Source organism: Dyadobacter sp. Leaf189, from assembly GCF_001424405.1.
Classification (GTDB): domain Bacteria; phylum Bacteroidota; class Bacteroidia; order Cytophagales; family Spirosomataceae; genus Dyadobacter.
Genome location: NZ_LMPS01000004.1, coordinates 320514 through 345514, shown reverse-complemented (window position 1 = coordinate 345514; position 25001 = coordinate 320514). Strand labels below are relative to the sequence as shown.

Genomic DNA, 25001 nt, shown 5'->3' with positions numbered 1-25001 from the left:
TGGTTCTAGTAAGCCAGTGTATTGCTTTTTGCCATCCGTTCTTTGGATTGCAATAACCGCGTCACCTTTGTGAATCCGATTACTTCGCCCGAGTTATCATGTATAGCAGTAATCACGATTCTTGCCCAGAACCGGGAACCATCTTTTCTAAGGCGCCAACCTTCCGTTTTTGCTGAGCCAACCGCGGTAACCCGCTGGATCAGCAACTGTGGCACCCGAAGCGCCAGATCATCATCACTGTAGAATATACTGAAATTTTTACCAATGACTTCGTGCGCTTTATAGCCTTTTAAAATCTCAGCTCCCTTATTCCAGTTTTCCACATTCCCTTCCTTATCCAGGAGAAGGATCGCGTAGTCTTCAATTTCTTCGACCATTTTGCTGAAACGAAGCGCTTTGATATCTTTTTCAGCGAGTGACTCGGTGACAATAGCACGAATCCGCTGATCCAGCAGATCAGTAGTCTAGGACATCATCGCGATCCATTCTTCATCGACTTCCTGATATCCATTTTTGACAAGACTCACAAGTGCCATGATCGTGGTTAAGGGCTGCCTTATATCATGTGACTGGATGTAAGCGATTTTTACCAGAGACTCATTCTTTGACTGGATTTCGTCCATTTGTTTCTTTAATAACTTGTCACGTATTTCCAGTTCAAGCATAAATACAACCTGTCTTGCCAGAACTGTAAGTGCGGTTTTCTGAATCTCGCTGAGATCATTGGGTTTAAGGTCGAACAAGCACAGCGTGCCAAGTTTGTACCCATTATTAAGCGCAAGGGGAACACCCGCATAAAAACGGACGCCAGGATCAAACTTTACCAGTACATTTTCATGAAACCGCAAGTCTTTCGTTGCATCAGGGACAATCATCAGCTCGTCTTCATCAATGGCATACCGGCAAAAAGAAGTTTCGTGGGGCATTACCTCGTGGTCCACTCCGATCCGTACCTTGATCCAGTTATGGTGCTCGTCCAGAAGCGTTATGAGGGCCACCGGCTTTTCACACAGGCTGGCAGCTAATTCAACGATATCCTGAAACTCCTTCTTTTTGTCAAACTCAGTTTCCAGGAGAAACCGGACCAATTTCAACCTTTCATGCTCCCTGTCCGATCCAGACTTATTCACCATAACCGTATTCTTTATCAACATGCAGTATCCCTGCGTGTCATTTAACTATAATGGGTTCTTAAACATGATATTAATCTAATCACAAAATCTTACACTATGAACTTTAAATGTTAATTCTGCACAAAGATTTCCGCAGTGTTGTTTGCCAAGGACGTTTTCCAAGTAAGTGCATGTACCGCTCAGTTAACACCGGCAAATCCACACAGCTTGGTAGTTCAGCTTTTTATTGCCAACCCAGTTTCACTCGCAAGGCGCTTTTATAGGTATCCCCAACCGGCAGATGTTTTCCTGCAACTACAATCTTTAACTTTTCGAAATAGCTGATTTTGCTGATGTTAACAATGTAGGACTTATGGATCCGGACGAAGCAATTATCCGGTAATATCTGTTCCATATTCTTCATTCGCTCCAATGTCAAAAGTTTGCCAGTTGTGAGATAAAAGACAAGGTAATCGCCCAGGCCTTCGATATAAAGGATCGTTTCGTAATCCACCTTCTGGATCTTGTATTCTGTTTTCAAAAGCACATATCCGGAGCATGGCGGCATCGCCGACGATTCCATTCGCTGCTTTGCCTTGGCTATGCCAATAAGGAAGCGGTCAAAGGTTATCGGCTTTAAAAGGTAGTCTATCACATCATATTCGTATCCATTCAAAGCGTATTCTGTATAAGCTGTGGTGATGATTACTTTGATTTTGCTATTGTTCAAAGACCTCATGATATCAATGCCTGTGATCTCCGGCATTTGTATGTCCAGGAACACCAGGTCAGCCAATCCGTTTTGAATAGCGTCAAGTGCCTGGTTGGCGCTCGTCGTTTGCAGAACAAGTTGAAGCCCCGGTGTTTTTTTGATGTAACCTGCTAACAACCGGATAGCGGGGTGCTCGTCATCTACGACGAGGCAACGCAGCACGTTATGATGCTCCATACAGTAACTGCAGTTTTACGATAAACAGGTCCCCGTTGCTTGTGATATCTAACCGGTAACGTCCGGTATAAAGCAAATTCAATCGCTGCTTTACATTATGAATGCCAATGCCCCCGGTCGCGTCCTTTCGATGACTTCCAATTGCATTGCTGCAAATGAAATCCAGTCGTACCGGGTCACTGCTGATCTCAATATTCAGCCAGCGTTTTTCGTCGCTTACTTTCCCGTGCTTAAATGCATTTTCAATGAATGGGATCAATAGGAACGGAGGTATTCTAGCCTCTTCGTGGCTGATTTTCCGGGTAATCTCTATTTCTGAGGGATGCTCAAAACGGAGTTGTTGTAACGCGACATATTTTTCGAGATAGTTGATTTCAGTGCTTAACAATACCGTTTCGTCGCTGTTGTATAGCATGTACCGGAGTAGCTCAGACAGTCCGGATATCGCCGGTAATGCAAGCGGACTCTGTTCAGACACAAGCGAGTAAATGTTGTTTAAATGATTGAACAGAAAATGCGGGTTGATTTGTGAGCGTAGTAACGACAATTCTGTCTTGCGGTTCTGCAATTCTAATGCTACTTGTTGCACTTCTTTATACTGTGAATACCTGACCAGATAAAAAACGGTAGCAAAGCCCACCTGTGTTGCAATCGGGAAAATGACCAGCTGGAAATAACGCGTCATACGCACAGGGGCATCTTCAAACAGCCTTGTCCAGGACAGCGCACAGAAAAAACTGATGATGCAGATCAGCAACAGTCCGCTGATCAGGGGTAGGTACCGCTTTCCAGGATGGTACCTGAATAGCAGAAGGTAAGCGCTTAGCGCCAGCAGATAATATATCCCAATGTCGCCTGTGAACTGTACCCATTCGGAAAGGCTGTGACTGCCATTCCCAACAGAAAAGTACCCGCGTGCCAAGGCAGGTAATTGCTTTGCGAGACCAAGCAGCGCATAAAAAACAACAAACGCTACCGAGAATAAAAGGAGCCTTTTCTTCATGGAACGAAGGTATTATAAATTTACCCTATCTACCTGACAGGGACTTACCTGTTTGTCGATGTGTTTTGCCTGTTGAACGACTTTCGGGGTTTCGGATAAACCTGCCGCCTACCTTGCCCGAAATTTAAACGTTCGATGATGAAACAATTTCCCCTGTTTTTAGCCCTTTTATGGTTGGTAAATGCAGTTGCATTAGTCCAATCCCAGCCGATTGATTCCTATTTTCAAGAACTCGGCCACCTCAAACAACATAATGGCAACATTTTACTGGCCCAAAACGGAAAGCCGGTTGTCAACTTTTCGTCTGGTTATTCAAACTTCCGCAGGCAGGTGCTAAACACCTCAGGTACTCAGTTTAATCTGGCTTCGATATCAAAGGTCATTACTGCAACTGCGGTATTGCAACTGAGAGACAGGGGCGGTTTTAATCTGGATGACGCAGTAAGTAACTACCTGCCTGACTTTCGGTACAGCGACATCAGGATCCGTCATTTGTTGACGCATACCTCCGGCCTTCCGGACCTGGAATTGTTTGAAAACCTGGTACGGCAATTCCCGGATACAATTATTACAAACCGGAATGTGTTACCGGAGCTGCACAAATGGGAGCGGGGCTTGTATTTCAAACCTGGCGATGAATTCCGGTACTGTAATACCGAGTATAATGTTCTGGCCCTTTTGGTGGAAAAAGTGAGTGGGATGCCGTTTCAGTCATATTTACAAAAATATATTTTCACACCATCGGGAATGAATGAAACCTATGTCGGCGGCGCTGAGATGAGCAGTAAAAAAGCTGCTCGTCCCACGGCGCATCCACACATGAAGCCGCACCCTGGCTACGATTCTTCGTTCGTCCTGGTCGATTCAATGTCAAGGTTCCGGTACTTGACTTATAATAACAGCGGCACAGTAGGTCAAGGCGGTGTAATCAGTACGGTCACAGATATGCTCCGCTTTGACAAGGCTTATTTTGATGGGAAACTTCTTAAAACGGGTACTATGCAGGAAGCAATGACGCCTGTCAAACTCAACAATGGACAGATATATTATTCCAAGGGAATGGATACGATGGCTGGTGAAGGTGAGATGACCTATGGCTTAGGCTGGGAGATTTTTGAGCAGAAAAGGTTTGGGAAATCTGTCGGTCACGGCGGTTTCAAATTCGGACTTGCCACTTTTTACTTGCATAACCTTGCCAAAAATCAGACGATCATAGGCTTTGACAATACTGCTGGCAGCGAGTTCGGGCGGTTCATCACATCAGCATTACTATTGTTAAATAACCAGTCGCCGCTCCCATTCAGGACCCGGAAATCATTGGTGACACTTTACGGAACAGCATTGGTAAAACGGGGTATTGATCACGCCGCAGCGCTTTTCAATGCAAACAAAGGGGACACTTTGACATACTATTTACATGAAGGAGAGATGAATGAGCTTGGCTATAATCTTTTTTATATGTCGGATATGGCAAACCATCGTGAGTTAGCACTCGAAGTTTTTAAACTGGCCACCTTTATTTTCCCTGAAAGCTTCAATACTTACGACAGCTATGGCCAACTGTTGAGGGACACTGGGAAGAAGGAAGACGCTATCCGGATGTACCGGAAATCAATTGAGTTGAACCCGGCTAATGAGGACGGAAAGAGGATCCTCAGTCAGTTATTAAAGTCAGACAGCGATCGCAATTCACCCAATCGGTAAATCCCTGCTCACTATCTGACCAAAAACGAAATCAGACTTGACTATAAACTGCAGCATTACAAATTCTACGTTTTAATTTTTTATTAAGTTAATCCTCAATCCACTAAAGAAGTAAAAACAAAAGATATATTTGAGGTCACGCGACACGATCATTGGTAATCATGAATTCCGGTAGCCTATTCGACGAAAGAGAAAGCCTCGCTGCACTGGCGCGGGGTGACGAGTCGGCGTTCGTGCAAATCTTCCAGGAGTACAGCCCCAAGGTTTACCGGGTCGCATTGAAATTTCTGGACTCCCGAGAAGCTGCGGAAGAGGTGGTACAGGATATTTTTATGGATATCTGGCTCCGTCGTGAGAAAATGGCCGAAGTTCTGAACCTGGGCGGTTACCTGCGGGGAATGGTGAGGAAGCAGGTTTACGACGCTTATCGCTCAAACACCGTATTCTCAAACCTCGCCAGCGAGCTGAATTACCTCAATCAATCAGCCAACACCACCGAACAGCTGATCCAGGAGCATGAATATGAATGCTTTTTAGAAGAAGTAATCGGCAAGCTGCCTGTTCACCAACAGGAAATTTACCGGCTCGCACGCCAGGAAGAACTTAGCCACGAGGAGATCGCCCAGCGACTGAACCTTACCCGTTTGGCCGTCAAATCTCACATGAAGCGTATTCTTAGTTTCATTCGCGTCCGGCTGGAACCCCTTTTAAAAGCTGAAATGCTGGCTTTTATTTCCCCTTTTTTGATGAATTAGAAGATCAGGATTCTCTGATTTCCTCATTATTCATTCCATTCTCAATTTATTTTGAAAATGCGTGCCCCCTGCGACACTTTTCGCAGACATGTATTTTAGAAGCCGGACAATAAGCCGGAACATCATCATTTTTTTGTTCTGATGAAAAAAGAACCAGACGGCGGGGACACACCTGATCCCGGACAAACCCAGCGATTTGATTATTTGATGGCGCGCTATATTGCCCGGGAGGCTTCCGGGGCGGAGCAGGAGGAACTGCGCTGGCTTGCCGAAAATGGTTTCGAGACACAATTCAAAAAATGGATAGACGAGCAGTACAACCTCGAAACCGGCACCGAATCCATGCCGGACCAGGTGCAGGCCGAAATCCTGGTTAATATTCTGGGTGCAACCCCGGCAAAACAAAAGTCATTTCAATTCCGGTGGAGCTGGGCAGCAGCGGCTATCCTCCTGCTGGGTTCGGTATGGTGGCTTACAGCCCGGAATGTGCCCGTCAATGAGAACATTGCCCGCACGGAAATCCATTCAGAGAATTCGGATCAGCTGAATTTTAAAGGAAAGCAATACCTGAACCTCCCCGATGGCAGCAGCGTGCTCATGAACGAAGGCAGTGAGCTGAGCTACTCTCCCGGGATGTTCGCAAAGGGTATCCGTACCGTAAACTTAAAGGGCGAAGCCTACTTTGATGTAGCGCATGATCCGAAAAGCGTTTTCCAGGTGAGGGCAGGAGAGATCCTGACGCGTGTGTTGGGGACCGCATTCAATGTCCGAGTACTGCCGGGTGAAGTGAAGGTGACAGTTACCCGCGGGCTCGTGGAAGTGGGAGGTAATGACCGAATTTATACAAAGTTGAAACCTGACGAGCAGGTTACCGTCAATGTAGAAAGTGATCAGTTCACGACCACGCGCATTGACGCAGAGCGGGAACTCGCGTGGCGAAACAACTACCTGGTTTTTGATAACATAAGACTTGAAGAAGCCCGCGAGCTGATCGAGCATCACTACGGCACCGAGCTTACATTTACCGAGCCCGAAATCCTCAAATGCCGCGTCACCGCTTCCTTCCTGAATGCAGAAGATTTGCCTACCGTTCTCAAAGTACTATCCGCATTGACGGGCGCGACCTATTCCATTGACGGAAAAAAGGCGACTATAACGGGAGGTTCCTGTACCTAACCCTTGCAAAACCAGCTTAACCAACCATAACATGCCAACCCAACACCTCCTCCGCCCACATCCCGACGACAGCTAGACGGCACGACCCGTATATGGAGTAAAAAACAAAGCCCCCCGGCGGCCACCGGAAGGCTTCAATACCGTAGCAAATGGATGTTACGGCTCCGTTTTTAACATTTTGGAATCACTAAAAACGTCTGGTAAATGTATAAAAATTTTATCAACCGGGGAAGGCATGCCCTTTCTGCCCTACAACCCGCTATTAAGTCGATCATGCGAATAGGGTTGCTCTATCTCATTATTACCGTCACCTGTGCACAGCTGCTACTGGCTAATTCGTCAGGTGCACAGTCGCTGGCCGAAATCCAGGTTTCAGTCGAGCTCAGGAACGAAGAAGTCAGGAGTCTTCTCAAACAAATAGAGAAGCAGACTGCACTGCGCTTCGCTTACATGGAAAACCAGCTGAGCCGTAAGGAAAAGTTTAATCTTCCAAAAGGCCGGTACAGGGTTTCAGAGGCGCTGAATGTCACACTTCCCGCCTTGAACCTGGCCTATATGAACACAGGGAATGTCGTGTATATCGTGCGGAAACAGCCCGACCAGAGAGAAGGGAAATCTCCGCAGGCAGGCATAAGTGAGCATACCGGGGTGGCACCTGCCGCGCCTGTTCAACTCACGGTAAAAGGGAAAGTTGCCGATGAAAAAGGGGAGGGGCTGCCGGGTGTCAACATCATTTTAAAAGGCACCCAACAAGGACAAATCAGCGATGTAAATGGCCGGTTTTCCATTGAAGTCCCCGATGAAGATGCCGTGCTGGTGTTTTCTTTCGTGGGGTACATTCCGCAGGAAGTGGCTGTTGGTAAAAAAACGGATATCGAAGTTCTGTTGAAAGTGGATCAGAAGGCGCTCGACGAAGTGGTGGTAGTCGGCTACGGCACCCAGCAACGCAAGAATATCTCTGGTTCCATCGCTACTGCACCGACAGAACTGGTCGCCAACCGGCCGGTCATGAATGTGGGCCAGGCACTACAGGGAACAGTCGCCAACCTTTCCGTGAATGTGGGTAATGGCCGGGCAGACACTTCGCCGAGCTACAACATCCGCGGTCAGAATTCAATCAACGGGACCGACGGGCCGATGGTGGTGATCGACGGCATCATTATGGACGCTGCCGCGCTCAACAACCTCAATCCCCAGGATATTGAAAATGTAAGTGTACTGAAAGATGCTGCTTCGGCCGCCATTTACGGTTCGCGTGCAGCTTTCGGGGTGATTTTGGTCAAAACCAAATCGGGCCGGACTGAAAAACCGCAGATCAGCTATAACAACAACTTCGTGATCAAGCAGCCGACTTACCGGCCGCAGATCGTGGAGGACCCGTATACCAACTTTTGGTACTCTAATCAAATGGGTGCTTTTCAGTTCGGTGCACACGTGCTGGAATATGCCCAGCGTCTGCAAAATGACCCGAGCCTGCCCAAATTCATGGAGTTCGGCGGTTCCTGGACTTACTTTGAAAGCACAAACTGGTATGATCAGATTTTCAGGAAACAAGCATTTTCAACGCAGCACGGGATCGAGATCTCCGGTAAAACGGATCGCGTAAATTATCTGTTGTCCGGAAATTTCCAGCACGAAGACGGTCTGCTTAAACCCGTTGGTGAAGATTTTAACCGCTATAATATTCGCAGCAAGCTGGATTTCAGAGTGACCGACTGGTGGACGATCGGCAACAATACCAGCTTTATGCGTAACAGCTATTCCCGCCCCAGCGCATTCAATGACGCTTTTCTGTTTTACTCTCAAACAATGGGGTCTTATGAGGCAGTACGCAATCCGGAAGGCGGCTGGTCGTCGGCGGGTGTTCAAAGTGTAGGTAAAATGATCGACGGCGGACAAGCGGAAACCACGAACAATCTCTTTCAATCATCGCTCAACACAAAGATTTCTTTACTGAAAGATGTGCTGGATTTGCAGGGCAATTTTGCTTATACCAACAATATGACGCTGAATCAGTGGGGTAATTTCTCCGTTCCCTACAAGCGCGGTCCGAGCCTGCCCTTTATTTCGGGAGGTAACAATGCGGCAGCGAGAGGTACCACGCCCCGCACCCAGATCTATATGGATGCGTATGCGAATTTTACCAAAACATTTGCGCAAAAGCATTTCGTGAACGTAATGGCGGGTTACAGCCAGGAATCGTATCGCAACCAGTATCTGTACTACGACCGGGTGGGGCTCGTTACACCTACTTTCCCTACGCCGCAGCTGGCAACAGGTACCATATCCTTGCAGGAGAGCGTCACGAAGTGGGCGATGCGAAGCGGATTTGCCAGGCTGAACTACATTTTCGACAATAAATACATTATGGAAATGAACGGCCGTTACGACGGATCTTCCCGGTTCCCGAAAGGCAAACGCTTCGTTTTCAACCCCTCGGCTTCCGTCGCGTGGGTACTCTCCAACGAATCGTTTATGGAATTCCTGACGCCGGTAGCGAGCCACCTGAAAGTGCGGGCTTCTTACGGACAACTTGCCAACCAGGCCAGCAGTGTGTTCGGGTATATGCCAACAATGGGTTTTTCAAGATTAAACGCCATGCTTGATGGTACGCGCCCGATGACCGTCGGCGCACCCGGGCTCGTGGCAGGCGACTATACCTGGGAGCGCGTGATCACGCGTAATTTGGGACTTGACATGAACTTCCTGCGCGACAGGCTTTCATTCTCGGGTGACCTTTTCATCAGGGACACAAAGGATATGCTCACCAAAGCCAAAACCTATCCCGGTACACTCGGCGCGGCTGCTCCCAATGTCAATGCGGCCGATTTGCAAACCAGAGGGTGGGAAGTTAACCTGGGCTGGCGCGACCGGTTCAAGTTGGGTAAAGACGATTTCAGATACAATTTCAATTTGATCCTTTCCGATAACCGCGCCAAAATTACCCGGTACGACAATGCGACGGGTACGCTGGACGACCATTATGTAGGGAAGCGGATCGGTGAAATCTGGGGACTTACTACACTGGGCTACTTTGGCAGCAATGATGAAGTGAAAACCCATGCAGATCAGTCGCAGGTATCCTCCAATGCCTATCCGCTTGAAGCGGGTGACCTCAAATTCGCTGACCTTAACGGGGATGGAAAGGTGAACCGCGGGCAATGGACACTCAATGATCACGGCGACTATTCTATTATCGGGAACAGCGAGCCGCGCTACGCATTCGGTCTGAACCTGCGCGGCGAATGGAAAGGCTTTGATGTGGGCGCGTTTTTCCAGGGAGTAGGCAGGCGTAATTTTTACCCGACCTACCGCAGTACTACAACGGATTACGAGTTTTACAGCTATTACGCCACGCAATGGACGCATCTCACACCGCACATGCGTGATAACCACTGGACGCCCGAACGTACTGATACATTCTACCCTCGCCTGAAACCCGGCATTGCTGAGACACCCGGCAGGGAAATGGCAGTGGAGCAAACCCGCTATCTGCAGAACGCTGCCTATTTGCGTTTGAAAAACCTGTCTATCGGGTACACGCTTCCGGCGAATGCGACCAAAGCAATCCGTCTGAGCAGGGTCCGCGTTTTTGCCAGTGGGGATAACCTCTTTACATGGAGCAAGCTTCCGAAGTTCTACCAGGTTGACCCTGAACTTGCCGGACGTGCAAGCAATGGTGGCGGGATCGCCTATTCCTTGCAGCGTGTCTTTTCTTGTGGCCTGAATGTAACTTTTTAAATCTCAAATGTCATGTGCATGCATGACATCATACTGTATCTGTTATGAAAATCAAGCTGATTAAATATAGATCCCTGGTTCCGGCAATTTTAGCCGCAATCTTCCTTGGCAGCTGCGACGACGCTTTTCTAAATGTGCGTCCCGAAACGGAGATTACTGCCGATGCATTCTTCGCTACACCTGCCGATCTTGAAATTTACTCCAATCAATTTTACACCTATCTGCCCGATCCTGTTAATGACCGGGGTTCCGACAATGTGGTGGCCACAGCTATCGATAACGAGTATGCGTATATGGTGATGAGAGGCGTGGTCAATCCGGATAATGTAGGCCAGTGGGCTTCACAATGGAACCGGTTGCGTACGATTAATTTCATGCTCGAAAGGGTAAATCAGACTACCGGAGCTGCTGCGGATATTAACCATTATGTCGGCATTGCACGTTTTTTCCGGGCTCTGCATTACTACGATCTGGTGAGACAATACTCCAATGTCCCCTGGTATGGACGTACATTAAAGACTACCGATACCGAGCTACTTTTCAAATCCCAGGATCCAAGAGCTGTTGTGGTTGATTCGATTATGGCGGACCTTGCGTTTGCGGTGGAGCATATCAAGCCTTCTATCGATGGAAAAGTATCCAAAACACGATTGACGAAGTACGCTGCGCTAGCCGCGCAGAGCCGCATTGCGCTTGAAGAAGGGACCACACGAAAATACCGCAAGGAGCTGGGCCTGAACGATGGAAACCGTTTTCTGGAAACTGCCCGGGACGCAGCAAAACAACTGATGGATACCGGTCTTTTCTCGATTGTTACTGCCAATGGGGCCGGCGAACGTAAACGAGCGTATGAAGCGCTTTTCAACAGCGAAAGCCTGAGCGGTAATCCTGAAATGATCCTGATCAGGGAATACAACCTTGCTGAAAGTGTTACCAATACCAAAAAAGCAGTTTTTAATGAAAATACCGGGTTATCGCGTGATTTGCTGGAAGCGTATCTGGCGGTCCAGAATGGAAAAGCAGTGCCGTTCCAGCAGGTTGCAGGTTATCAGACCATGACCTACTGGCAGGTCTTCCAAAACAGGGATCCCCGTCTGAATCAAACATTCATGCAGCCGGGTTTCAAAATGCCGGGCAATCCGAAGATCGCTTACCCGAACTGGAACATAGGCGGCTACCCGCAGGTCAAATCTTATCCGACAGATGCAGACCAGATTGACCTCGCAGGCGGACGCGGGCATACCGACAATCCTGTTTTCAGACTGGCGGAGGTTTATCTCAACTTCTGTGAAGCCAAGGCAGAGCTGGGTGAGCTTACGCAGGCGGACCTGGACCTGGCGATAAAACCGCTACGTGATCGTGTTGGAATGCCCGCGCCGGTGCTTGCCGACTGGCTCGCAAACATCGATGCGCGCCTTGCCGGCAAATATCCCAATATTACTTCTGCACAACGCGGAGCTGTGCTTGAACTGCGTCGTGAGCGTCGCGTGGAGCTTGCCTGCGAAGGTTTTCGCCTGAACGATCTGAAACGCTGGAAAGTAGCAAACCTCGCGGCTGAAACGCCGGTGGGCATTTACATCAGCAAACTTGGGGCGGTAGATATCTCAGGCGACGGTGTGCCGGAATTCTACATTTCGGAAGCTGGTGAAGGAATTGAGCAGGTACGTCAGCAATATCCGGGTGCCGAGATTTTCGAATATAAACTGAATGCGTCACCTTTTGAATTGACGGGCGGCGATAAAGGATTTATCAGGATCAAAGCGCAGAATAACATTTTCAGCTTTCCGGAAAAGTACTATTACCGTCCTGTCAGCAATCAGGATATACTGGTTAATCCAAACCTGAAACAGCACCCATTGTGGCAATAGCTGCTCATCAAATCCTTCCGGCGGCATAGTCGGGAGTTAATGCGTAGCCAAACGCGAAACGGATAACAAGAAGAGTGCAGATGATTGATTTCAATCGTCTGCACTCTTCTTGTTTTTACCGCAACGGAACAATGTCCGACCAATACTGGATGATTTCAAATATTATGTGCCTTTACTAAGTGTATCCGTAATGCATCCCTTTTCCGGATTTTGGCTAAGCAATGCCCCGATTTCACTACGCCGGGGAGTTAAGGGCTGATGAACTTTGCATTATCAAAATTTAATCAAAGATCAAATGAAACAGTCACAAACACCCATCATGAGTTTTAGTCCGGTTGTATTACCCGTTGCCGGCCGTCACGTAGACCTTGAAATGAAAGTCTCTGCTCCTGCCAGCGGAAATAACCTGCCGGTCATTCTTCTTTCGCATGGACATGGTCCGTCTAACTTTCTTTCTTCGTACAAGGGATATGCCCCCATGGTTGATTTCTTTGCGGCAAAAGGCTTCGTGGTAATTCAACCCACTCATCAAAATTCGAGGGCACTTGCGCTTTCTTCGTTCCTTCCGGAAGCACCCTTGTTTTGGAGTTCACGGGCAACGGATATGCAATTTATCCTGGATCATCTGGACGAAATTATTGCGACAGTACCCGGGTTGACCGGAAGAGTTGATAAAGCAAAAGTGGCTGCCGTCGGTCATTCCATGGGCGGCCAGACCGTGGCCATGCTGGCAGGTATGGAGGTAACCGACCCCGCCACAGGTAAAATAGTGAATGCTGCAGAACCGAGATTAAAAGCCCTGGTGCTGATTGGCGCGTCTGGTGGGCCCGAAGGATTTAACGGAGTAAACAGACAGCATTATCCGGTGTTGGCGGCGGGCAATTTCGGTACCATGACTTTGCCAGCCCTTATTGTGAATGGGGACAAAGACATCAACCTCATGTTCTCTGATGTGGATAATTGGCGTGCGGACGCTTATTATCAAAGTCCGGGACCAAAAGACCTGCTGACTGTTTTCGGTGCCGAACACATTTTTGGTGGCATATCAGGGTATGATGCCCGCGAAACAAGTGATGAAAATCCGGAGCGTGTTGCCTTTGTATGTGAAAGCATTCTTGCCTATGTTCGGAGTATGTTTGATCCAAACGATACAAGCTGGGAAGATGCCAGGAAAAGCCTTAACGGCGTACAGGGTGCATTAGGCAGTATTGAAAGTAAATTATAAAACAGGCATTATTATGAAGGATGAGCTGTCTAGCCATAGATTCCATTCCTTATCAAGGCTGCATAAGGCGCTGGACATTCCGGCACCTATGCACCCATTGGTAAGTTTAATCAACAATGCTGATGGGACCGTTCCGTTGGAAAGACTTCCCAGTCCCCATATTCTTAATTTTTACAAAATCTCTTATAAGATGAACTTCCAGGGGAAGTTTAAATATGGGCAGCATTACTACGATTTCGACGAGGGGGGAATGTTCTTTGTTTCGCCTAATCAGATCACGGGAGGCCACGCACCAATCAGTGATCAGTCTGGTTATACTCTACTTTTCCACCCGGATTTTTTACTGGGTTACGAACTAGCCCGGAAGATCAAAGAGTTCGGATTTTTTTCCTATTCTATCCATGAAGCGCTGCACTTATCCGAAAAGGAAAAGACCACGATCATTTCTGTTTTTGAAAGCATTGAAGAAGAATTAAAAGACAGAATCGATAATTTCAGCCAGGACGTTGTGATTTCTCAGATCGAATTGCTGCTGAATTATGCCAACCGGTTCTACAACCGGCAATTCATTACCCGTAAAGCAGTAAGCAGCGATCTGCTTCAAAAGGTGGAAGACATTTTACATTCCTACTTTCAGTCAACACCCACCCAAAAGCAGGGGCTTCCAACTGTTCAATTTCTGTCTGAGCAGTTAAACGTCAGTGCGAGTTATTTAAGTGATATGCTGCGATCACTTACCGGGCAGAATACCCAACAGCACATTCATAATCACCTGATCGAAAAAGCAAAGGAACAGTTATCGACGAGCGATGCTTCGATCAGCGAAATAGCGTACGAATTAGGGTTCGAACATCCCCAGTCATTCAGCAAACTTTTCAAACTCAAAACCAGTGTTTCGCCGTTGGATTTCAGGCGTTCTTTTAATTAAAGCATAACTGAAAACTTCTTTGGCTTAACACCAATATGCTTTTCGAATACCCTGGAAAAGTGGCTCAGGTTGGCAAAGCCGAGTTGATATCCTACCTCTGAAACCGACAGCTTTTCTGTTTTCAATAGACGCGCCGCCTCATTGATGCGGAATGCCTGATAATAGCTGAATATGCTGTTGCCGAACATTTGTCTGAATAACCTTTTCAGTTTCGTTGGACTCATTTGGGCGCTACTCGCTAATTCGCTAATTACCGGCGGGACTTCCAGGTGTTCCAGCATTTGTTCCTTAATCCGGTAAATGGTTTGAATATCCTTGCCATTTAATGCATAAAGCTGGTTTTCATTCCGCTTTTCCAGGGCCATTAACAACCGGCAAATCAGTTCCTCGGTCTTTACACGCCGAAAAAATAAGGCAAAATTGTCATCAACCGTTTCGCTTACCAGCTGATCAATGATGGTCTGTAAAGCGGGAAATACCATTTCTTCAAAAAACAAAGGCTGCGTGTTTTCCAGCAGGCCCTGCAAGACCGGCGATTTGTGAGACAAAAAGAGTCTTTTCAGATAAGTGGCGTCCATTTCTACATTGATCATTGCCCGGTTCCGTTGAATCGGAATAACCAGGTTAGGGTTCAGGCGACTGGTTACGATCAAAACCGACGGGGCCTGCTGATCTGCTGGTACATCGGTTGATGTCGTTAGCACATGCTGGAACTTAAACAGGATCATTCTTTCCGCAGTTTCTATATCCGGATTGTCAATGACGAGGTCTTCTCGGAGCTGGTAATTGAAAATAATCAGCCGGATAAACTCATTGAACTCGAACCCCGCGCAATAACCACTACCGAATTTCTGGGGAATATCCAGTCGCCAGTTTTTCACCTCTGTCCCTAGTCGATGAGCTAGCCCGATCAGCACTTTGGGTATTGTTGATTGTTTATCTTCTTCCATTAAAGTCTTTTGAGACTATTTTTGAGTCTAATGTAGCTAATTTGCTTCTAACAGACTTGGTAAGTTTGCATTGGGATTAATCAATACCAACTCATGATGCTTAGTAACAAACAGGTAGCCATTGTTGGCGCTGGGCCGGTTGGTCTTACGTTGGCCAGCTTATTACAACAACAAGGTGTCCATGTCACTGTCTATGAGCGGGACAAAGACGCTCAGGCCAGAATCTGGGGTGGGACCCTTGACCTTCATAAAGAGTCGGGGCAAGCTGCCTTGAAAAAAGCAGGTTTGCTCGAACGCTATTTTGCGCTGGCAAAACCAATGGGGAGGACTCTGGCCGATCAGCACGGCAATGTTATTTTTTCTAACAAACCAACCGCTGAAAACCAATTTGATCAACCCGAAATCAGCAGAAATGATTTACGGACTTTACTGCTTGATAGTTTGGCTACCAGCACAGTACTTTGGGACAGAAAATTGACAGGGCTTTCCCGGGACAATGGAAAATGGAAGCTACATTTTGACGGAAAACCGGATGCTGCCGCTGATCTGGTGATCGGCGCAAACGGCGGGATGTCCAGGCTAAGATCTTATGTGACAGATGCACAGGTCGAAGACACTGGCACCTTCATTATCCAGGGCGAAGTGCTTGACCCGGCACAGAAATGCCCCAACTTCTACCAATTGTGTAACGGCAATATTTTGATGAGTTCGTACCAAGGCAACTTACTGGTAGCAAACCCCGATAATCACGGGGCATTGGCTTACGGAGTAACATTCCAAAAACCAGAAGAATGGTCGAACGGTCCTGGACTGGATTTTAAAAGCCCGGCCCGTATCTGCACTTACCTTTCCGAAAGATTTGCGGATTGGGACAAGCGTTATCATGAATTGTTCAAGGCCACATCGTTCTTTGTTGGTTTGCCCACCCGAAAACTGTCTCTTGACAATCCCTGGAAAGTAAACCGACCGTTACCAGTGACACTGATCGGAGATGCCGCACATCTGATGCCGCCTTTTGCCGGTCAGGGTGTAAATATTGGCCTGATGGACGCTTTATTGTTAGCAGGTAATCTGACCAGCGATAATTATGAAACCATGCAGGCCGCTATTGAAGATTATGAGCACAAGATGTTTGCCTATGCATCTGATGCCCAAAGAGCATCCAGCGAGAATGAGATGGAGATTCGTCAACGCGACTTTACTTTCCAGAGATTCATGTCTCCGGTGCAGTAAACAATTTGTATAGGAGGGTTCTGTATGCAGTTGACCGTGAATGCATTGCTGTCAGCCTGTGGCTGTTTTTGCCGCTTTTTGTTATTTGCATTGAATGGAAATATGACACCAAAACCATTCAATAAGAATATTGGGGAAAAAAGAAATGGAGGACGATATAACTCTATTTTTGCCGCCTTTGCATCCCGAAATTTGCACTAACTCAACACAATGGAAACGCCAAGCTTACTACTGATCGACGACGAGATCCAATACAGTGAATTGACCAAGGAATATCTGGAAATGAAGGGCTGCAAGGTCATGCTGAAACACGATGGACAGGCCGGGCTCGACGCATTTAAACTACATTCGTTTGACCTCTGTGTGCTGGATGTTAAAATGCCTAAAAAAGACGGCTTTACACTGGCCGAAGAGATCAAGGAAATCAATGAAATGACACCCATTATTTTCCTGACCGGGCAATCGCTGAAAGAGGACAAGATCAAAGGCCTGACGCTCGGGGCAGACGATTATCTGACCAAACCATTCAGCATGGAAGAGCTTTACTTGCGGATTAAAGCCATTTTGAAAAGGGTAAAAGTGCAGGAGAAATCGGTTGTGATTGACCAATATCAGTGGGGCGATTCAAAATTTGACCTCGAACTCCGGGAGCTCACAGTTGCAGGTGAAAAAATCAAGCTTACTTCCATTGAGTCCAAGCTGCTGAAACTGTTTTGCGACAATCAGAATAAAGTACTCACGCGCGATGCAGCAATGATGGGAATTTGGGGCGATGAGGAGCATTACCGCGGATATAGTTTGAATGTATACGTCGGCAAGCTGCGCAAGTTCCTGAAACCCGATTCTTCCGTGGAGATCCTGAATCTGCATGGAGAAGGTTATAAGCTGGTGTATAAACAAAGTGTGGCCGGATGATCGATTTGTCTTTGCTCAAAAATCTGATGTCAGGCGATGAAAAACTTGTCGCACGTTTTATTTTGATTTTTAAAACACAGGTACCCGCGCAGGTTCGGCAACTGCCTGGCCTTTGCGAGAATCAGGAATGGGAAGAACTTTCAACTTCGTTCCACAGCCTTAAAACCCAGTTCAGCTACTTGGGCATAACGGAATTTGCTGAGCAGATGCGGGAAATGGAAGAAAATGTCGACAATGGAGATACCAGCTCAATCGCAGCCGGGATCAGTCAGTTTATAAAAGCCTTCGATCAATTCATGCAAGCGGAATTTCCGGAAAACAGCTTATAGCGTTTGCTCCATCTGCTTTGTCGCTTCCAGCAATTTCCTGATCTTATATTTTAATTTTTTGGCTTCAATGGGTTTGGTGATATAATCGTTCATACCTGCATTCCGGCACTTTTGCGCTTCGGCCGGATTCGCATTGGAAGTAAAGGCGAGAATAGGCGTGTTTTTATCTTTTTCCCGCAATCGAATCGCCTGAGTTGCCTTGTAACCGTCCATGACGGGCATTTTTACATCCATTAATATGATGTCAAAACTTGCTTCGTCCAGCTTTTTCAGCGCGATCTCACCATTGTCGGCAATCGTAACACGCACGTTCTGGATGATTTTTTTCAAAGTTTCTTCCGCCACGACCTGATTGAAGAGGTTGTCTTCCACCAGCAGGATATTCACGCCGGAAAGTATTCTTTCATTGTCTTCATCCTCCACATGCTCACCAGGGTTGCAGATCTCGAAAGTCAGGTTGAAACTGAATGTGGTACCCTGGCCCAGAATGCTGTTCACCTGCATGCTGCCGCCCTGTTCTTCCACGAGCTTTTTGGCAATAAACAATCCCAGCCCGGTCCCCGATTGTTTGGTGTTCAGATCGTCGTCAATGCGGGTGAACGTTTCAAATATATAAGCCAGCTTGTCCTGCGCAATGCCGATGCCCGTGTCGGTTACCTCGAATAGCAGCTCCTCACTTTCCCGGTCTTTGTTCACTACACTTACCCGGATCGAAACACCGCCATTATCGGTGAATTTGACTGCATTGCCGGCCAGGTTAAGCAAAATCTGATGCAGTCGGATCGGGTCGCCGATCAGTTGCAGACTTACATCATCGTCGACGGCCACTTGCAAATTAAGTCCCTTTTCTTCCGCAATTACTCTCAGGATATAACCCAGTCTGTTCATCCTGTCGCGCACCTGAAATGGTTTATTTACAAATGAAAACTTGCCAGCCTCGATTTTAGAATAGTCGAGAATGTCGTTGATGATCGCCAGCAGGTTTTCGGAAGAGTACCTGATCCCCTTCGCATACTCGGTTTGCTTCGCATCGAGCTGGGTATCGAAGATCAGCTCCGACATGCCCAGGATCGCCGTCATCGGTGTGCGGATCTCGTGGCTCATATTAGCGAAAAACTGCTCCTTGAACCTTGATTTCTCTTCCACAAGCTGCTTCTGACGTTCAATTTCCTCTTTCTGAACCTGGATTTCCGCAGTTCGTACCGCCACTTTTTGTTCCAGCTTTTCATAGAGAATCGCATTCTCAATGGAAACTGCGATTTGCCCTGACAATAACTTTAAAAGCTGTGTGCGTTCATTGGTGAATACCGCTGTGGCCAGGTTATTTTCAAGATAAAGCACACCCACCAGCTTGCCCTGGTTCAATGCCGGAATGCACAATGCAGAGCGGATTTGCCTTTCTGCGATTACCGGATCGTTTTTAAAAGCATCACTGGCAAGTGCGTCGTGCAGGACAACGTCTGATTTTGTGTGAAAAACGTGCTCGATAATGCTGGCCGGAACTTCATTCGAATCGGCCAGTCGCAGCTTGCGGACGTCGCTTACTTCATCAATCACCGATCTTCTGGCTTCAATGTACAATTCACCGCCCCAGTCCAGAACGAAATAGCCCGACTGCGCGCCCGCATTTTCAATGGCGAACTGCATGAGCTTTTCCATTAACCTGCTGAAAACTACCTCGCTGGAAATTGCAGTAGAAGCTTTCATCAGTGTAGCCAGATCCAGTGTGGAAACAATGCTCTCTCCCGCAGTAGCCTTGGAGGTGAATGGAAGCGCCTGATCAAAGATATCCTGTGAAAGCACCGGGAATTCAGCCAACAATTGTCGCTCTTTGATCACACAACCCCATTCTCTATAACCGTCCAATGCCGCACTCAGGTAAGTCAGCGCCATTTTGATCTGGCCTTTTTCATTCCAAAACCTGCCGCAAAGCTCATTGGACAGCGCTGCTTCGTGCAAATGTCCGTTCGCATTGCTGGTCTTAATGGCTTTGTCGTAGCTGACAGCGGCTTGCTCACTCTTCCCTTTTGCAGCAAAAATCTCGGCTTCGAGCAGATAAACCCTGTGTTCCAGGTTGATGGGAATGTGCCGGGAAAGCTTCCTTAATTTATCGCAATGTTTGACAGCATTTTTTAAATGAGAATTACTTCCGCGCCCCGTTTTGTAAACCGCGCTATTCAGCAGACTGAAAAAGAATGAGAAAAGCGATTCGAACTGGGTACCGCGCACATTGGTGGCAAACCGCTCAGCCTGCCGAGCATATTCCAGTCCTTTTTCAGTTTCACCGGAGAAACAGGCAAGCGCCATTTTATAGGCAAAGCAGACAAACATGCGGGAGTTATTCTTCAAAGCAAAAATGCCGGAAAAATGAGCTCCTTCATCGAAATAATCCCCGGTCAAAACGACAGGGTCATTATTCTCGCCCAGCAGGTTGCAGGCGATCTGAATCAGCGGCTCGTTATAATGCGAAACCGGTTCTTTGGAGAGCGATTTGGGCAGCTGCTTGTAACGTAGCATTTCGTGCTTTACCCAATGGAGGTTTTTTCCGGAAAGTAACAAGTGGAAACTGTAAGAGCTTGATGCATAGGAGCAATATTCCACGTCGCCACGTTCAACCCCGGTTTGGTAAGCAACCCGAAGTGGTTCGAGCGATTCATTGATATGTTCGCCCGACGAGCGGTTGACGATGTTGAACAAAAGTAATGTCCGCGCCTTTGCTGCTGAGTTTTCCATCCGGTCGGCGAGCTTCAATGCCACATTTCCGTACCGGTAACAAGCTTTATGATTTGTTTCAATGGCATTCACAATGGCGCCATAAGTCGCAAATGTGATCGCAGATTCAGGCGCGATGCCGTATTTGAGCGACAGCTCGACCATTTTGAGTACCATTACCGGGTACAGCTTGGGTATTGCAGAAAACGAGGCGGCGGTAATGTTCTGCAAAAGGCGCATCGCAGCCAGCTTATCTGGCGCGGTCATTTTAGGCAAGTTTTCAAGATCCTCGATTTGCTTGCCGCGCATCAGCCATTTGGATTTCAAATAGCCAGCGATTGTGTGAACAGTGCTGACCTTCGAAGGGAAAGTAACATTCAGATCTTTTAATACTTTCAATGACAGCGCGATAGCGTCCAAATGCTGCTCGTGAAATATAAGGCTCTGGATCTGGGTATGATACAATTCAATGCGATCTGCTGCATTTTTTGTGTGACCTAATGCCGTTTCGGCAACGCTCATACAAGTTGCTGCGTCGCCAGCCAGGTACGCGCTCTCGGCGAGATGCAGATGCAGGTCGAATGTAAGCTGATATGCATTTGTCCAATCTTCGTGAGTCAGCATTTCCTGCCCGATCCTGAAATAGGCCATAGCTACTGAATATGCAGCGGAGGATCTGGCCTTTTTGCCTGCTTCAAAATTCAGTCCGGCTATTTTATGCCGCTCTTCGGGTTGTGAAAAGTTTTTGGGGTGATGATTGAGATGGTTGACGATCTCGAAAAGCTGCTCGTAACGCTCCGCGGCCGAAAGTCTTTCAAGTAAAAAGTAGCCAATATTCACATGCATTTCGTCCCGGGATTCGGGTGAAAGCAGGTTATAAGCCGCCTGCTGCACCTGGTCATGGACAAACCGGTACCGTTTTGTTGTCAGAAACTGATGCTCATTTCCCCGGTCGGCCGAGAGGCGCAGCAAATTTTCTGTCACCGCCTCGCGCAAATCCTCCGCCGTTTCCTGCGGCGTTTTATCATTTAATGCCGAAAGCATGATCAGATCGAAATCCGAACCAATGCACGATGCGGTCACCAAGGCCTGGCGTGCTGGTTCCCCCAGGTTGTTGATCTTGGAAGTAAGTAGTTGCTGCGATGTTCCCGACAATGCATAACCGGCTACTTCCTGCTGATTCCAGGTCCATTTACGTTGCTGACTGCTGTATGCTACCAGTCCGTTCGCTACCAGGTCTTTGATCGTTTCCGAGACAAAAAACGGGTTGCCGAGCGTGCGGGTGAGCACCACGTCGGCTAGCCGGGCGGCGATGTTCGGGGGACAGGAAAGCGTGTCGGATACCATTTCAGTAATGTCCGCGGATTGTAACGGATACAATGTGAATGGGGTCAGGCCGGCTGTTGCCGCGTCCATATCCTTTAATGCAGCGCGCAGCGGATGGTTTTCAGTCAGTTCATTGTCACGGTAAGTGCCGATGATCAGCAGGTTGGAGCCTTCTACCGAGTAGGTAACCCGGCTCAGAAAGCGCAAGCTGGAAGGGTCGGCCCAATGAAGATCGTCGAGGAAAATGACAAGCGGGTGTTCCTCTTTGGTAAAAACATTGATAAACCGTGTAAACACATTCACAAAGCGGTTCTGCGCTTCAATGGGCGTCAGGCTTTCTACCAGCGGCTGCGTTCCGATGATCTTTTCCAGCTCGGGAATTACATCAATTATGATCTGCCCGAAAAGACCCACTGCGTCCAGTATCTGTGCTTTCCAGCAGCCCCGGTCACCGAGTGAAATCTTGCAGACGAGCTCTTTAAAAGCTTGTATAATCGCCTCGAATGGGATATTCTGCACATATTGGTCAAACTTTCCTGTAATAAACAACACGTTTTGAGCTTCTATCCGGTTTTGCAGCTCCCGGATCAGCGACGATTTACCGATACCCGAATTACCTGAAACCAGTACCATTTCATTGCGCTCACCAATGCGCCCGAAAGCTGCAGTTAAAAGCGCGATCTCCTGGTCACGTCCATACAGCTTATCCGGCAGACTGAACTCGCCGGCAGTATCATGCGCGGCGATTTGGACTTGAAATGCCACATTCCCCTTATTTAAATTTGTCGCGCAACATGCAAGATCGTGCCTGATCCCGCTTGTGGTTTGGTAACGCCCGGAAGGCTTTTTGGATAAAAGTTTTAGAATAATCTCCGAAACCGCAACTGGTACTTCCGGGTTAATTTCTGACGGGTTTGCGGCCGATCGCGCCATGTGTGCATGCACCAGCTCATTGGGATCGGCATTTTCAAATGGTAAAACACTGGTAAAAAGCTGGTAGAACATGACGCCCAAATGGTAGTAATCCGACCGGAAATCCACCGGAATGTCCATCAGCCCGCTTTGCTCAGGCGACATATATTGCAATGCAGCCAGGGAAGTGTTCGCCCGGGTAACCTGACCTGAATTATCCTGTAAAACGGCGTAGCATAAATCAGTCAATCGGGTTTCAAGTGTATCTGTATTGATCAGAAAATGAATCGGCCGCAGATCCGGATGCGCAATGTTATGGTATTGCAGCTCTTCGATGATCTGTGTTAAAGACGATGCAATCTTCAACGCGGCATCAATTGCTGGCCGGTTTTCTGATAGATAAGCTTCCAGGTTGCAGCCTTCGAAATCGTCCATTTCGAGCACCAGGTAATTTTCCGGCCGCAGCAAGCGACGGTGATTTAAAATCCGGCTGAATGTAAACTGGCTGCCAAATTCAAATTCCTGCTCGATTTCCTGACCAGCCGCATCGTGAACACCGTTAAAAGGAACAACCTTCAAAATCAGCGATTCTCCGGTGGCTGAATCTTCCGCGCGTACCGTTGATTTATGCAGTTCTTTATGTAATACATTGAAGATCCGGTATTCCTGAACGTTTATCATAGCCAGAGGTCGTGAGTATCGTAATACTGTGTATATCAAAGTCCTGCAAAGTCTGACTTTCACCTTATATCATCAAATCCCGCCGCCCGATTTTTATAATTTTTTATACTTTTTTAGGACTTCTTTCAATTTGACCCCTTTGCGCCGCCTTACCTTTGTCGTGTTCAAAAAATCAAATGCAAAAACAAAGCGCGATGAGAAAGATAGCAATCATGGGAGCAGGGCAGTCGGGGTTGCACCTGGCGATCAGACTTGTAAAAAGCGGATATGACGTGACGATCATTTCGGAACGTTCTGCCGAAGAGATCTTCAACGGTCCGCCGACTGGAGCAACCTATCTTTTTCACGATACGCTGCAATTGGAGCGCGAGCTTGGTCTCGATTTCTGGAACGACACAGCTTATCATTCCACAGGCTTCAATATCAATTTCGGTAAGCCGGACGGAAACTTCGCTTTCGGTATTAAATCACGCACCAGCAAGCCCGGTGTTTCCATTGATCAGCGTCTTAAATTTTACCAATGGATCAAGCTTTTTGAAAGGCTGGGAGGTAAGTTCGTAGTGAGCGACACCACACCTTCTGATCTGCTCGAATGCACAGCGCAGTTTGATCTTGTCATTGTATCATCGGGAAAGGGCCCGCTCGCGAGGCTTTTTACAAAAGATGAGCAGCGCTCTACACACGAAAAACCGGCCCGGAAGCTTGTACAGCTGCACATCAACGATTTTGAACAAACCGAAAAAACAAAATTTACTTCCATCACCCTGGATGCATTAATGGGCGGCGGAGAAATCATTACCGCGCCATTTTATCAGAAAGACGATATTCAATGTTCTTTTATATTGGTCGAAAGCATTCCCGGCGGGCCAATGGACGTGTTCGATGACGCGACGACTGCCTCAGAATTGCTCGCAAAAGCAAAAGAAATGATGCGGACATTAATGCCATGGCGCTACCCGGCCTTTGCCAATGCGGAGGTGATCGCCGACAATGCATTTTTAAAAGGTTCGTTCACGCCGGTAGTACGTAAACCGGTGGTACAGCTCAACTCAACTGCGGCAGTACTCGGAGTAGGGGATACAGTTATTTTGAATGATCCTATCGTTGGGCAAGGAGGTAATAATGCGTCCAAGATGGCCAACGTGTACGCCAAAGCGATCATTGCGAGAGGCGACAAACCTTTTGACGTAGCCTGGATGAACGAGACTTTTGAGACATTTTGGGAGTATTCGAAATATACAAACCGGTTCTCGGACATATTTCTGGCACCCGCACAGCCGCACGTGGTGGAAGTGCTCCAAGCCGCCACGGAAAATCCTGAAATCGCCTCTGATTTTGTAAACGGCTTTAACCACCCGCCCGCATTATTCCCTTGGCTCGACGATGCGGAAGAGGCTAGAAAATACCTGAACAGCAAAACCCGAACCGCAGAGCCTGTCGTGTAACAGGCCTGCGATACCCAATCGTTACTTACTCACACGT

General features: G+C 47.6%; 17 protein-coding genes. 11 read left to right on the top strand and 6 right to left on the bottom strand.

Going from position 1 to position 25001, the window contains the following annotated elements; translation table 11 throughout:
• Positions 1–5: 5 nt before the first annotated feature.
• The 4 genes from ASG33_RS10730 to ASG33_RS10715 all read right to left on the bottom strand — a co-directional run bounded on the left by ASG33_RS10730 (position 6) and on the right by ASG33_RS10715 (position 3064).
• Entirely contained in the window at positions 6–377 is a 372-nt protein-coding gene (locus ASG33_RS10730; RefSeq protein ID WP_056284272.1) for a PAS domain-containing protein, read from the bottom strand.
• Between the two features lie 87 nt (positions 378–464).
• Positions 465–1133 carry a GAF domain-containing protein gene (locus tag ASG33_RS10725; RefSeq protein ID WP_162242741.1) on the bottom strand — a complete coding sequence of 223 codons (669 nt, stop codon included), beginning with the start codon at positions 1131–1133 and terminating at the stop codon, positions 465–467.
• Between the two features lie 223 nt (positions 1134–1356).
• A complete protein-coding gene (locus ASG33_RS10720; protein WP_056284268.1) occupies positions 1357–2061 on the bottom strand; it encodes a LytTR family DNA-binding domain-containing protein in 705 nt (234 codons plus the stop codon).
• Entirely contained in the window at positions 2048–3064 is a 1017-nt protein-coding gene (locus ASG33_RS10715; protein ID WP_056284264.1) for a sensor histidine kinase, read from the bottom strand. Before ASG33_RS10715 ends, ASG33_RS10720 begins: the two co-directional genes overlap by 14 nt.
• A 138-nt stretch (positions 3065–3202) precedes the next feature.
• On the opposite strand from ASG33_RS10715, the gene ASG33_RS10710 reads away from it, so the two are divergent.
• The 7 genes from ASG33_RS10710 to ASG33_RS10680 all read left to right on the top strand — a co-directional run bounded on the left by ASG33_RS10710 (position 3203) and on the right by ASG33_RS10680 (position 14461).
• On the top strand, positions 3203–4768 hold the full coding sequence (locus tag ASG33_RS10710) for a serine hydrolase (protein WP_056284260.1): 1566 nt from the start codon (positions 3203–3205) through the stop codon (positions 4766–4768).
• A 161-nt stretch (positions 4769–4929) separates the two neighbouring features.
• Positions 4930–5523 (top strand): RNA polymerase sigma factor, encoded by a 594-nt coding sequence (locus ASG33_RS10705; RefSeq protein WP_056284255.1) that lies wholly within the window; start codon positions 4930–4932, stop codon positions 5521–5523.
• A 141-nt stretch (positions 5524–5664) separates the two neighbouring features.
• Positions 5665–6699: a FecR family protein gene (locus ASG33_RS10700; RefSeq protein WP_056284252.1), complete on the top strand. Its 1035-nt coding sequence runs from the start codon at positions 5665–5667 to the stop codon at positions 6697–6699.
• Positions 6700–6903: 204 nt separating this feature from the next.
• Positions 6904–10440, top strand: coding sequence for a TonB-dependent receptor (locus tag ASG33_RS10695; protein WP_056284248.1), 3537 nt, complete (start codon positions 6904–6906; stop codon positions 10438–10440).
• 44 nt (positions 10441–10484) lie between these two features.
• The gene (locus ASG33_RS10690; RefSeq protein ID WP_056284245.1) at positions 10485–12308 is read left to right on the top strand and encodes a RagB/SusD family nutrient uptake outer membrane protein; all 1824 of its coding nucleotides are present in this window, start codon (positions 10485–10487) and stop codon (positions 12306–12308) included.
• A gap of 295 nt (positions 12309–12603) precedes the next feature.
• Entirely contained in the window at positions 12604–13533 is a 930-nt protein-coding gene (locus tag ASG33_RS10685; protein WP_056284242.1) for an alpha/beta fold hydrolase, read from the top strand.
• A 13-nt stretch (positions 13534–13546) separates the two neighbouring features.
• Complete coding sequence (locus tag ASG33_RS10680) at positions 13547–14461, top strand: AraC family transcriptional regulator (RefSeq protein ID WP_056284239.1); 915 nt, start codon at positions 13547–13549, stop codon at positions 14459–14461.
• Here ASG33_RS10680 and ASG33_RS10675 read toward each other — a convergent pair.
• Positions 14458–15411, bottom strand: a complete 954-nt coding sequence (locus ASG33_RS10675) for an AraC family transcriptional regulator (RefSeq protein ID WP_056284236.1) — start codon at positions 15409–15411, stop codon at positions 14458–14460. The genes ASG33_RS10680 and ASG33_RS10675 overlap by 4 nt on opposite strands.
• Positions 15412–15504: 93 nt before the next feature.
• Between ASG33_RS10675 and ASG33_RS10670 the strand changes: the two genes are divergently transcribed.
• The 3 genes from ASG33_RS10670 (at position 15505) to ASG33_RS10660 (ending at position 17888) form a co-directional block, all read left to right on the top strand.
• A complete protein-coding gene (locus tag ASG33_RS10670) occupies positions 15505–16644 on the top strand; it encodes an NAD(P)/FAD-dependent oxidoreductase (RefSeq protein ID WP_056284233.1) in 1140 nt (379 codons plus the stop codon).
• A gap of 210 nt (positions 16645–16854) precedes the next feature.
• Positions 16855–17559: a response regulator transcription factor gene (locus ASG33_RS10665; protein WP_056284230.1), complete on the top strand. Its 705-nt coding sequence runs from the start codon at positions 16855–16857 to the stop codon at positions 17557–17559.
• Entirely contained in the window at positions 17556–17888 is a 333-nt protein-coding gene (locus ASG33_RS10660) for an Hpt domain-containing protein (RefSeq protein ID WP_056284227.1), read from the top strand. Before ASG33_RS10665 ends, ASG33_RS10660 begins: the two co-directional genes overlap by 4 nt.
• On the opposite strand, the gene ASG33_RS10655 is transcribed toward ASG33_RS10660, so the two are convergent.
• Positions 17883–23519 (bottom strand): AAA family ATPase, encoded by a 5637-nt coding sequence (locus ASG33_RS10655; RefSeq protein WP_056284224.1) that lies wholly within the window; start codon positions 23517–23519, stop codon positions 17883–17885. The genes ASG33_RS10660 and ASG33_RS10655 overlap by 6 nt on opposite strands.
• A gap of 194 nt (positions 23520–23713) precedes the next feature.
• Here ASG33_RS10655 and ASG33_RS10650 point away from each other — a divergent pair, with 194 nt between their 5' ends.
• Positions 23714–24964 carry a styrene monooxygenase/indole monooxygenase family protein gene (locus tag ASG33_RS10650; protein ID WP_157474700.1) on the top strand — a complete coding sequence of 417 codons (1251 nt, stop codon included), beginning with the start codon at positions 23714–23716 and terminating at the stop codon, positions 24962–24964.
• The last annotated feature ends 37 nt before the right edge of the window (positions 24965–25001 follow it).